Source organism: Immundisolibacter sp. (assembly GCF_041601295.1).
Classification (GTDB): Bacteria; Pseudomonadota; Gammaproteobacteria; order Immundisolibacterales; family Immundisolibacteraceae; genus Immundisolibacter.
In genome coordinates, this window is sequence record NZ_JBFIII010000032.1 from 16314 (window position 1) to 29077 (window position 12764).

Consider the following 12764-nt stretch of genomic DNA (forward strand, 5'->3'; position numbering starts at 1 on the left):
ATAACCGCTTGCCGTCGGCGGTCACTTGAATATCTGAGCCAGCGGCAACTTGCGCACGCCACCGGCGGCGGTTGCAATATAAAGATCGTCACCAGCCGGCAAGGCCGCCGTAAATCCGATGCGGTCCAGGGGCCGAGCCGCTTGTACCGTTAACGCGTCTGGCCGCAGCCATAGCAGCGTGCCGCCACCTCCAACCAGCAGCGCCGAGCCATCGGCAAGCAGACTGCCACTCAAAAGGAACTGTTGGGTATTGGTAACAACGCGCTGCCATGACGTGCCATCGTCATCCGTGACGAAAGCATGGCCGTTCATGCCAAAGATCAACATCCGACCCGCCGGGAAGGTCAACGCGCCGAAGAAGGATCCCTCATACGGCGAGTCAATCGGCATGAAATCGCGTTGGCCGCTTATGGAACGGTACAAGACCCCCTTTTCGGCCACGGCCAGGATAGTCCCGTCGGGCAACCACGCGAGGTCAAAAATATGGTTCTGGTACCAGTCTTCGACCGCAAGCGTTTGTCGGTCCCAGTTCGCGCCGCCGTCGTGGGTGGTCCATAGCTGGCCATTGCTGCCCGTCACCCAGCCGGTGCGCGCGTCGCGGAAATGCACATTCAGCATCACGTTCTGCGACTCCGGCTCAAAATTGAGCAGCGACCAACTGGCGCCGGCGTCAACAGTCTTCAGGATCACCGCGTCATGGCCAACCGCGAAGCCAATGCGCGGGTCGATAAAGGTCAGCGCGGTCAGCGTGCCGCGTACCGGCACATCGGCCTGAGTCCAACTGGCGCCGGCGTTGTCCGAATAGATGACGATGCCCCGTTCGCCTGCCGCCACCACCCGCTCGCCGGCACGTGCCAGGCCAAGAAATACCACCTTCGTAGCAAGGGGGACTTTCAGCGCGGCTTGGGCCACCGGAGCCGACTGCGCTGGGCCAACCCAGCAGAACAAGGCCAGCGCCAAGCCAGCGACACGACGCAACATCAACACACCCTTTGCCAGAATTGCGGAACTTCAAAAAAAAAGCGCTTGGCGGGCCACAGAGCCCACCGAGCGCTAAAAAACACAAGCCTTGCCGGCGGTCTGCTACCGCGTGCCGAATTTGCGCAGACCCTGCGGCGTCATGATGGACAGGTCAATCGTAGACTCACCCAAGTTTTCGAACTTGGGCATGCCCAGACCGGTCTCCTTGCCTGCTTGCACATGCCAGTACGGGAACGTCGTATAACGCCCGTTGATCAGGTCGACCTGTACATCGCCCATCGGGCGCATCAGGTTCTTGTCGTAAATGCTGAGGTTGTACTGTTCACCCACCCGCCATAGGCGGTCCTTGGCATCGTAGGCCTCGTAGGCGACACCCATCCAGGTGTCCTCGTCGAAGTACGCCACATGCCGCTTGTAAAGATGCCGGAAGCCGGGCTTCAGTTCACCGTCAATTGTCCACACCCGGTGCAGCTCGTAACGCAGCAAATCCTGGTTGATGTGTTTCTTGCCATAAATGTCTTCCCAACTCAGGTTGGGATCGACAATCTTGTACGAGTTGTAGGGGATATAAGCTTCCTTGCCCTTTGCAAAGGTGTAATTGTGGCGCGGCTCAGCGCCACCGAACCACCACATCCAGCGCGAGGACACGGTGCGCTGGCCATCGGATGCAAACGACGGGCTGTCGTGGAAACCGATTTCCGGCGCCTTGCGCACCCGTCGCTGACCAGGAATGTATAAATACACCTGAAAATCTACGTTCTCGGCATAGTTGCAGCCGCCGAACACGAGGCCGGATGAGCGCGGGGGCTGCATGATGTTCCACGAGTCGCACAAGATCGCCCCACCCCACTGGGTGAACCACTCGTTGGATTCCCGCTTGTCCGCCGGCACGAAATACGGCCAGTATTCACGCGAGCGCATGAGCACGTCGGTGCGGTTGCCCAGCGCATCGACCAGGGCGCCATTACTGGCCGCGTCCACCGTGGTGCCGGTGTAGTGGCCGAGCAGGGAGTTCCAGCCGAGCTCCTCCGCGCTCTTGGGAATCGGGAAGGGCACGCCGCCGCCCGGTTGCATATTGTCCAGACACAGTTGGTTGCGCTCGGCGTAGGCGGCGCAAATCGCGATGTGTTTTGCCTGCACCTTGGTGTTCTCGTACCACCAGTCGGGCTGGCTCGCGCTGCGTCGGGCCGGATAGACATGCATCCGGAAACTATCCGGATACTGCTTGAACATCGCGACCTGGCCGGGCAGCAGGCTGTCCATATACTGCTGATAGTTCTGCGCCGTGATCGTGAACAGTTCCTTGTCTTCCGGGAACGGATCCACCCAGGTCCCGCCGGGCTGGAAGTTGGCCGGCGGCGCCTTCAGACCACCCGTCCATTCCGGAATGGTGCCGGCCTCGTTGCCGGCACGGGTTGCGCCGACCGGTGTCAATGGCGTGCCGGTCATGCCCAACTGGGACAGTTCCTCGTCGCTCAGCTTGGCCCAGGCCGACCCGGCTAGAGCCAGCCCCAGCAACCCTGCGCCGGCCAGGCGCAGTGTGCGATGGTTGAAAAGGGTCATTGCGTTATCTCCAGGTAACTTGGTTCGGGCAGAGTCGCTCAGAACGAATAGCTCACGCTCAGCGACATGAAGTCGCGGTCATTGCTGCCGTTGTAGCGGCCACCCGCGCCGTTGACCTTGTTATCCGGACCCCACAGCGTGGTGTAGGCGATCGAACCCTTCCACTGCCCACCGCCGTAATCAAAGCCGAGGCCTGCCGTGAACGCCTTGCGGCCTTCAACCACCAGCTTGGCGCCGCCCAGTTCGTTGGAATAGCCGTGGAAGTCCCACGAGAAGGCGAAATTGGGCTCCAATGCGATCAGGTTGAACAGCGCCGCCTGGTAGGTCATGCTGTGGCGGACCACCAGCTTGCCAAAATCCTTGCTCACGTGCGGCTCGAAAACGTTATAAAGCGTGTTAGAACCCCCGAGCGGGTTCGCTTGGACGCCAAGGGGCCCACCAAGCGGGACCAGGGACGGCAGGCCTCCGATCCAGCCCCAGGCAATCTCGCCAATCGTGCCGGCGGCATCTGCGTGGGCCCAATGCAGCACACCCCAGTTCTTCTGCGCTGTGAGTTGAACCTGATAGCGCTCAATGTCCTCGTAGCCCTTCACGTGTGTTCCGATCGGCAATCCCGCCGCCGCGAAGTACGGTGCGAATGGCCCCCCAGGCGGCCCCGCCAGCACCAGCGGCAAGGTCATTTGCAGCGGGGCATTACGCCGATAAGAGAACTCGCCGCCAATGGCCAGGCTCGCCACATTGGTGTTGAACGAAACGCCCATACGCTCAATATCTTCGGGGTAATCGACCACGAACTTGCCGGTGCCGACTATGCCCGAGAGCATCGGCAGGTGATCGTGCAGATTCAGGTAATAGATACCTACCTCACCACCGTTGCCGAAATTCGGGATGAACTTGCGCAGTGCGATTCCCCACTGCCCGCTGTTGCTCCCAAGGTTGTCGGGCGCGCGTGTTAAAAATCCACCAAGAAGGTCACAGACGCCACCGTCCGGCGCGAAGCAGCGAGGACGAGGATTAAAGAATGGCGGTCCGGGCGTCACCGTGGTAGGAAAACCGCCGCCGTCCGAAATGGCATCCAGGCCCGAGAAAAAACCACCTACCGGATCGACTTTGACCTCATCAAAGGCGAACAGGTAAAAAGCCTCGACCGTGTAGTTCTCCAGAAAGTTCAAGGAAACGTCAATGGCAGGCGTGCCAACGAAGGCGTCCTTCAGGTCCGCGCCCGGCGTGCGCAGCTTGGAAATGTCGACCGTGTTGATGTCGTTGATGGCGCCCTGGATGAAGGTATTCTCACCCCAGGAAATCACCTGCTTCCCAAGCCGCACAGACAGGGACTGGTCGGCCAGAAAGCGCTTGTAGACGTAGGCATCGGTGATGTCGCCGTGCTGCTTGGCGCGATTTTCCGCCGCCTCGGGAAGAGGCTGGTTGGCCATCTCGAAATCATAGAACCAGTTGCCACGCAGCAGGCCACCGTAGCTGTCGCCCCTGACCTCGAAGGTGTGCGACCCTTTGATCAGGTTCGAAAAAATGTCGTACTTGTCATTGAACAGCCGCCGGTTGCCGTACGGCCCCAGATTTTTGCTGTCCGGCGGTTGCATGCGCCAGTTCAAGCCATACGTCAAGTCGGTGTCAAAGGCCGCCTGCATGTCGCCGATTTTGAAATCGACGGCGCGGCTCGCGCCCGTAGTACCAGCCAGAATGGCGGCCAGCACCAGAATAGTCCATCGCTGCGTTGGTATTCCCATAACCCGTCCCCTTCAAGTTAAAGCGTCTAGATACCTTGTGGCGTGTGGGGTACCGTCCCCCGGGCCCGCCTTCAATGCCGAGAACCCTTCACCGATAACGGAAATAGTCTGCCATACCTTGACCTTAGGTATATATATCTTGATCAAGCTAGCCAGCGCTCCGGGCAGGCGGCATGGAGTGCGCACCGCCGCGGCCAATCAGGAAACGCGTAATTGCCGGCATCAGCACCATCGCACCCAGCATGTTGACAAAGAACATATAGGCCAGCAGCACACCCATGTCGGACTGGAACTTCAGGGCCGAAAAATACCACAGGGCCACACCGAAACTCATGGTCACAGCGGTGAACATAACGGCTGTGCCGACCTCTCGGTAGGATTTCTGGAACGCGGTCTCGATATCGATGCCTTCGCGCATGTGGAAGAAGGCCCGAGCGGCCAGATAAATGCCGTAGTCCACACCTACGCCAACACCCAAGGCCAGCACCGGCAGTGTCGACACCTTCAGGCCGATATTCAGGAACACCATCACTGCGTTGGCGAAGATCGAAACCCCTAGCAGCGGCAGCATCACGCACAGCGCTGCCCGCCACGAGAAGAACGTGAAAAAGCAACACAGAAAAATGGCGACGAACAGGATGACGTCCATCGTCAGAACCGAGCTTCTCACCGCCTCATTGGTGGCGGCCATCACGCCGGCCGGGCCGGATGCCAGCCGCAGCCTCACCTGGGCTCCGTCGCCCTCCGTGGGCACCTTGAATTCCTTCACCGCTTTGACGACCCGCGCCAGGGTCTGGGCCTTGTGATCCTTGAGGAAAATACGTACGGGCATGGCCTCGCAGGAGTCATTGAACAGTTGCTGGTTCAATTCGATATTACGCATTGCCGAACCGAGGCCATAAGACGCGCGCGGCAGACCATAGAATTTGAGGTGACCCTCATTGTTGCCAACGTTGCGGTCTTTCATCACCGACGACAGGGTGGTCACCGACTGCACTCCCTCGACATTACGCATGACCCAGACAAAGCGGGCGACGGTTTCCATTACGCCATAGGTGGTACAGCCATCACGTGGCGACTCGGCGATCACCGTTAGCTCGTCAATGCCGATGCTGAAATTATCGACAATGACATCGATGTCCTGGTTATAGCGGGCAGCCGGCCACAATTCCGGAGCCCCGGCCTCCGAATCACCCACAATAAGGTGGGACGTACGCGACGCGCCGAAACCGACCAGCACCAGACTGACAACGATGATTGCCGCAGCCGGACCAGGCCGCGTGGCGCGGGCCATATAATTCCAGATCGGATGGTCCGCACCTTCGGCAGAGCGCTTTGCGCGGGCTTGCTCAGCTTCATTGAAGCGCAGATACGACAGTATTATCGGCAGCATGAATTTGTTGGTGAGCAACATCACGGCAACGCCGATGCTGGCGGTAATACCCAGCTCTCGAATGATATCGATGTCGATAATCATGATGACGGCGAACCCGACCGCGTCGGAGATAAGCGCCGTGGCGCCGGGAATAAACAGCTTGTTGAAGGCGTCCTTGGCTGCCGTCGGTCCATCCATCCCCGCGACAATCCCGAGTCGCCACGCATTGGTCATCTGCACCGCATGGCTGACGCCAATTGCCAGTACCAGAAACGGCACCAGAATGGACAGTGGATCGATTCCATAGCCCAATAAATGGACCAGGCCGAGCTGCCAAACCACTGCCACCAATGACACGACCATCGCTGCAACGGCGAGCTTCCACGATCCAGCGAAAAAGATCAGCAGTACGAACGTGACCGCGAGCGTGATGACGAAAAACATGATGACGCCCAGCGCGCCTTCGATAATGTCGTCTATGAACTTGGCGAAGCCGATAACGTGTACGTCAATCTGATCGTTGCTGTACCGGCCGCGGATTTGCTCCAGCGTGTCCGCCACGCGGGTGTAATCCAGCACCTCGCCGGTAGCTGGGTCCTTATCTACAAGCCTGGCGTGGATCAGGGCGCCGCGGAAATCGTGCGATACAAGCCGGCCGACGTGCTGGGACACCAACAGATTGTCATGGACCTTCTCGATGTTCTCGGCGGTGGGCCTGAAATCTGCATCCACCACGCGGTGACCGACAAAGCCCTCCTCATCGACCAGAACGAAATCCACATTCGGCGTAAACAACGAGGTCACGGATGCACGGTCCGCACCATTGATGAACAACACGTCCTGAGTCGCTTTCTCCAGCGCCTTGAAGAAGTCGACATTGAAAATGTTTCCTTCCTTCTGCATCAGGGCGACGATAATCACGTTGGCACCACCAAATGCCTCGGTATACTCCCCATAGGTCTTCATGTACGTATGGGACAATGGAATGGACTTGGTAAAACCCGGGTCCATTCGTTGCATCGACGCCTGATATCCAAGAAACGCCGTAACCACAAGAAAAAACACCATCAAACCTAAGCGATATCGAATCAGCCTATCGGCCAACCACTCGGATGCACTCGCCATGACTGTGACGTAATTGGACGTCCGCATTACTCTCTCCTGGAGGCAGTTAGGGCGCTGCTTTTTAATGAAGATTCAGGGTGATGCGACGGATGCCGCCCTCACCGAACGCCAACCATTGCCCGTCGCGGGTAGGCAACAAGCGCGCGATCTTCATACGGTCTCCCAGGGCATGCGACACAAAATTCTCAGCGCGGTCCTGACTGGCCATGATGGCCCCATCGAGACCTGCCAGAAGGACCGCGCCATCTGTCATGACCTGGCCTGACATGAACGATTTATCGGTTCCGGTCTCGCCCATGCGCCAGGTTTCGCCGTTGTCGTCACTGATGGCAACATTGCCGAGCATGGCGAACGCCACTACCCGCCCAGCGCCGGGAAACACCACGCCGAACAAAGACCCGTTGTACGGCGCCTTCAGTTCACGCCAACTCGCCCCGGCGTCATCTGATCGATACACAACGCCTTTTTCCGACGGCAGAAACAGACTGCCGCTTTCGCCTCGCCCAACGGCGAACAGATGCCCGTCAAATTCATCGGCGGTCAAAAGCGCCTGATGCTCCCAGGTCTGCCCGCCATCGGCGGTGCGGAACAGATTGCCGCGGCCGCCTACCGCAATACCACGCTGTGCATCGGCAAACCACAGATTCAGCAGCGGCACATCAAGGTCCGGATCGCGGTGTTGCAACGACCAGGTTTCGCCGCCATCCACCGTGGCGAGAATCACCGCATCATGGCCGGTGATCCAACCTCGCTTCTCGTCGGCAAAGACCACCGAGGTCAAAGTGATGTCCACAGGCACCGCCGCCTGCTTCCAATTCAGCCCTTCGTCATCGGAATAAAGGACTATGCCCCACTCACCAACCGTTATCAGCCGATTGCCGACCCGCGCTGCATCAAGGAACAATGCGTCGGTAACCCGCGGGCCAGTGGCCGCCGGTTGGATAATGTCTGCCCAGCCTGGCAGCGGTCGCAGCAAAGCGACAAGCAATCCCGCCCACACCGCCAAGCACCCAGCCAGCCGCCGGCAGGATGCAACCCGCTGGGCATCCCTCGTCCTCATCATGACTCCTCCTAAGGTCCTGCGCAGGACCAAGCCCCGCCCGGAAGACACCGAACGCGAAAATAAATCAAAGCCGATCAACGCCAGGACTCGGCATCGCACCCTATGAGCGGCACAACGCGGGCGCCCTTACTCAAGGCGCTTATCGCCCGACGAGCTTGCGCAGGTCGGCGAACGTAAGTCGGATCGCCTAGGGCATCGGTGACAGCGAAAAGTCAGCCCGGAAAGACGCTGCCCTTTTCCCCTGCCGCCTCACATTCTCGTTGTTGGCAAAACCCAGACTCGCCACAACGCTTTCCACTGTTCTGACCCCGCGGAGTCAAAACAACATCCAGTAGTCACCCTCATGCAATCCACGGAGCTATCCTCACGCAGATCGCGGGCCGCTCGACACCCACGACACGGGGGCTCACCGCGAACGCTAATGCGCCATGCCACGTGTCGACAGGCGCTCCTTGTCAACGTCTATGAACCACGCGGCCAAGGCCGGCAGTAGCAGGACCGCTCCGACCATATTCACAAAGAACATATAGGCCAGCAGCACACCCATATCGGACTGGAACTTCAGATCCGAGAAGAACCAAGTGGCGACGCCGATACTCATGGTGCTCGCCGTGAAGATCACCGCCGTACCGGCCTGCTTAAGGCCCTGGTAATACGCTTCCTTCAGCGACAGGCCCAGACGAATGTTGGCCTGGGTGCGCGCGAACAGGTAGATACCATAGTCCACACCCACGCCGACGCCGAGCGCCACGACGGGCAGCGTGGACACCTTCAGGCCGATGTTGAGCATCACCATCACGGCATTGGCAAGAATGGACACCAAGGCCAACGGCAACAGGATGCACAAGGACGCGCGCCACGACAGGAAGGTCAGGTAGCACAGGATGCCCACGGCCACGAACAAGGCCGCCATCATCACCGCTTCGGCGCGGGACACCGCCTCATTGGTTGCCGCCATCACGCCGGCCGGGCCGGACGCCAGGCGGAAACTTATCGGTGCGCCTTCCTCGCCCTTGAAGCTTCGCACCGCGGCGACCACCCGCTGCAGGGTCGGCGCCTTGTGGTCCCACAGGAAAATGCGGATCGGGATCGCCTCGCAGGTGTCGTTGAACAACTTCTGGTTCAACTCGATATTGCGCATGGCCGACCCCAATCCAGCCTCTGTACGCGGCAGGCCGTAGAACTTGATGTGGCCTTCGTTATTGCCAACGTTACGGTCCTTCATGACCGACGACAGGGCCACCACGGATTGCACTCCTTCGACGCCCTCCACATGCCAGACGAAGCGGTCCATGTTTTTCATCACGCTGTAGGTGGTGCACCCGTCGCGCGGCATCTCTGCAATGACTGTCAGCTCGTCGATTCCGACCAGAAAATTCGTGATGATGGTCTCGATATCCTGGTTATAAACCGCTTCAGGCCAGAACTCTGGCGCCCCTGCTTCGCTGTCGCCAATCACCAGTGACTGCCATTTCCACCAGCCAAACGCGAGCAACACTACCGACAATGCGATCACCACCGAGCCTTTCTTGCGATCCGCAAAACTGGCCAGGAAGCGGAAAAACGGCTTTTCCTGCACCAGTATCCGCGTCCGGATACGCTCGACGGTACGTGGATTCATGCTGGCGTAGGAAAGCAAAACCGGCAACATGAACTTGTTGGTGGCGATCATGACCGCCACACCGATGCTGGCGGTAATGCCCAGTTCCTGAATGATGTCGATATCGATGATCATGATCACCGCAAAGCCGACCGCATTAGCCAATAGTGCCGTGGTACCTGGGATAAACAGCTTATTGAATGACTCCCGCGCCGCGGCCACAGAGTCGGCGCCATTGAGGATTTCCAGCTTCCAGGTGTTGGTCATCTGGATGGCGTGGCTGACGCCGATTGCCAGAATCAGGAACGGCACCAATATCGACAACGGATCGATGCCGTAACCGAGAATCTTCACCAAGCCCAGCTGCCAGATTACCGCGGTAATCGCCACCAAAATGGCCAAAGTCGTAATCTGGAAGGAATTGGAATAGAAATAGAGCATGATGAAGGTAATGACCACCGCCACCACAAAAAACAGGACGACCCCCAGAGCCCCCTGAATTACGTCATCGATGAATTTGGCGAAGCCGATGATCCGCACATCCACGTTCGGACTGCTATACCGCTCGCGTATGTCCTCCAGCGCCTTGGCCACCTCGGTATAATCCAGCGGCTGCCCGGTGTTGGGGTCGTTGTCTACCAGTTCCGCACGGATCAGGGCGCCGCGAAAGTCATGCGATACCAAACGCCCGACATGCTGAGACACCAACAGATTGTTCCGGACCTTCTCGATTTCTTCCTGCGTTGGCTTGAAGTCCGGCTCGACTACCCGGTGACCGACAAAGCCTTCCTCATCCACCAATACGAAATCGACATTAGGCGTGAACAGCGAAGTCACCGAAGACCGATCCGCGCCTTTGATGAACAGCACATCCTGCGTCGCCTTCTCCAGGGTATTGAAAAACTCGACATTGAAGATGTCACCTTCCTTCTGCATCAACGCGACGATAATGACGTTGGCCCCACCAAATTGGTCAGTGTATTTGGTATAGGTCTGCATGTAGGGGTGGCCAAGCGGGATCGACTTGGTGAACCCCGGATCCATCTTCAGAAACGATGCGTGGTAACCCAGAAACAGCGTAATAAGACTAAGCACCACTAACAGCACGACGCGCCAGCGAATCAATTGGTCGGCTAGCCAGGACGAGGCCGAGGCCATCGCGGCGGCGTATTTAGACGTGGACGTAGACATTCCCCCTCCGGAAACCTTGAGCGTGGATACTTAGTTGACGTCCAGCTTCACGCGATGCACACCGCCCTCGCCAAACAGCAACCAGGCGCCGTCCCTGGTCGGTAGCAATCGGGCAATCTTGCGTCGATCAATCTGCGGCAATGACTGGAAGGTGTTACCGCCGTCGCGGCTGGCGACGATTGCGCCGTCTAGTCCAGCCAGCAGCAGCGTGCCATCGGCCGTGACGGTACCGGACATGAACGACTTGTCGGTACCCGAAGACACCATGCGCCACGTCAGGCCGTTGTCGTCGCTGACCGCTATGTTGCCGAGCATGGCATAGGCAACCACGCGCTCTGCGCCCGGGAAAGCGACACCGAAAAAAGACCCGTTATAGGGACTGTCCAGCTGCAACCAGTTGGCGCCACCGTCGTCAGACCGATACAAGACGCCTTGCTCGGAAGCGATAAACAGGCTGCCGGACTCAGACTTGCCGAGCCCAAACAGATGCCCGTCAAACTCGTCCCGCGTCATCAGGACTTCGTTGGTCCAGGTTTTCCCACCATCGCGGGTTCGAAATATATTGCCGCGACCGCCGATGGCGAAACCGTGCGTGGCATCATCGAAATACAGGCCCAGCAAAGGCACGTCGAGCTCAGGGTCACGGTATTGCGTGGTCCAGGTGACACCAGCGTCATCGGTGGCCAGGATCACCGCGTCATGCCCGGTCACCCAGCCATGCGTGGCGTCAGCGAAGACGACCGCGGTAAGCGTGGTATCCACCGGCACCGCCGCCTGCTGCCACCGAACACCGTCATCATCGGAATACAGAATAATGCCGCGCTCGCCGACGGCCACGATCCGCTCGCCAACCCGCGTTGCGTCCAACAACAAAGCGTGGACGACCTTGGGCCCGGTGGCTGCTGGCACGGCGTCATCCGCCCACGCACGCGCGGGAACCAGTGTCGCAAGCGAAGTAAGCATCGCCAGCAGTAGCCCTGCACGCTGGATCCGCTGCATAAATCCGTCCACTCGTAACACGCAATCCCCCTTGGATGCCGCACGCGTAAATAAGGACACCCCCTCGGCGGGGGGTGCTGATTTAGACATCTAGTGTTTGGGCTTTATTATGGTCTTTCTGTCCCTCGAACCCAGGTGGTGTCCCAAGGTCAAGGCTATCGGCCTTCCCGTTCGGCGGGCCGCGCCACGCGCGCCCCGCCGCAGCCTGGGTTGGCCCGAATGCCTCCGCGTACGTACCCCCTACCGCACGCCCAGTTTGCGCAATCCCGCGGGCGTCATGATGGCCGCGTCAGGCTTGCCCTTGGGCGAGAAATCAGGCGGCAGCGTTCCCTGGCTGGCGCCATGGTTGAAATAGCCATTCACGCCAGCATGCCGACCCGAGATCAAGTCAGAATGGTCATCGCCCCACCAATGCACCATCGGCACATTGTAGAAGTTCATCAGATAGGCCTCGGACACACGCCACAAGTTGCCTTGTGCATCGTACAAGTCCGCCAATGCACCAGCCCAGCTGTCCTCGTCCACATACACCAGGCGATGCGGCCCCAGATGGCGGAAACCGGGCTTCAGCTTGCCCTCGATCACCCACACCCGGTGTAACTCGTAGCGCTTGAGGTCGGCGTTGATATGGCCCGGGCGCACGATGTCCTTGAACGTGTACTGCGGGTCGGTCAGCTTGTAGCTGTTATAGGGGATATACATCTCCTTACGCACTGGCGGTGACCAGTCGTACCACTCCTCGCCACCGGTCTGGGCAAACAGGTTGCGCTGATCGGCGGTACGCAGGCCATCGGAGCCAGTCCCGGGGCTGTCGTAAAAACCGATTTCCGGCGCCTTGCGTACCCGGCGCTGGCCAGGGATATACAGATAGGCATCGAAATCGACGCTCTGGAAGTAATTACAGCCGCTGAAAATGGTGCCCGCGCTACGCGGTGGGGCCAGGTCTTCCTGCGAGAAGCACCACATGGCACCACCGTTGCGCTCGAACATGTCGCCTTTGGGCTTCTCGGCACCGGTCAAATACATGGGTTGTAGCCAGCGCTCTTTCTTGACGTGCTCGGCATACGTGCCATCGGTGAAGGCGTTGAAGCCATAGGCAACCGAGGTGAAATACTTACCGAA

8 protein-coding genes are annotated in these 12764 nt (G+C 59.1%); all 8 read right to left on the reverse strand.

Going from position 1 to position 12764, the window contains the following annotated elements; translation table 11 throughout:
* Nucleotides 1-21 precede the first annotated feature (21 nt).
* Nucleotides 22-981, reverse strand: a complete 960-nt coding sequence (locus tag ABZF37_RS06050) for a YCF48-related protein (RefSeq protein ID WP_372717846.1) — start codon at nucleotides 979-981, stop codon at nucleotides 22-24.
* Nucleotides 982-1083: 102 nt separating this feature from the next.
* Complete coding sequence (locus ABZF37_RS06055) at nucleotides 1084-2544, reverse strand: DUF1329 domain-containing protein (protein ID WP_372717848.1); 1461 nt, start codon at nucleotides 2542-2544, stop codon at nucleotides 1084-1086.
* Between the two features lie 38 nt (nucleotides 2545-2582).
* Nucleotides 2583-4289 carry a DUF1302 domain-containing protein gene (locus ABZF37_RS06060; RefSeq protein WP_372717850.1) on the reverse strand — a complete coding sequence of 569 codons (1707 nt, stop codon included), beginning with the start codon at nucleotides 4287-4289 and terminating at the stop codon, nucleotides 2583-2585.
* 148 nt (nucleotides 4290-4437) lie between these two features.
* On the reverse strand, nucleotides 4438-6789 hold the full coding sequence (locus ABZF37_RS06065) for an RND family transporter (RefSeq protein WP_372717852.1): 2352 nt from the start codon (nucleotides 6787-6789) through the stop codon (nucleotides 4438-4440).
* 61 nt (nucleotides 6790-6850) lie between these two features.
* On the reverse strand, nucleotides 6851-7930 hold the full coding sequence (locus ABZF37_RS06070; RefSeq protein WP_372717855.1) for a WD40/YVTN/BNR-like repeat-containing protein: 1080 nt from the start codon (nucleotides 7928-7930) through the stop codon (nucleotides 6851-6853).
* A gap of 340 nt (nucleotides 7931-8270) precedes the next feature.
* Complete coding sequence (locus ABZF37_RS06075) at nucleotides 8271-10643, reverse strand: RND family transporter (RefSeq protein WP_372717857.1); 2373 nt, start codon at nucleotides 10641-10643, stop codon at nucleotides 8271-8273.
* A gap of 30 nt (nucleotides 10644-10673) precedes the next feature.
* Nucleotides 10674-11552: a WD40/YVTN/BNR-like repeat-containing protein gene (locus tag ABZF37_RS06080; protein ID WP_372717859.1), complete on the reverse strand. Its 879-nt coding sequence runs from the start codon at nucleotides 11550-11552 to the stop codon at nucleotides 10674-10676.
* A gap of 330 nt (nucleotides 11553-11882) precedes the next feature.
* Nucleotides 11883-12764: DUF1329 domain-containing protein (locus tag ABZF37_RS06085; RefSeq protein ID WP_372717861.1), on the reverse strand; the 882-nt coding region annotated here is incomplete at its 5' end.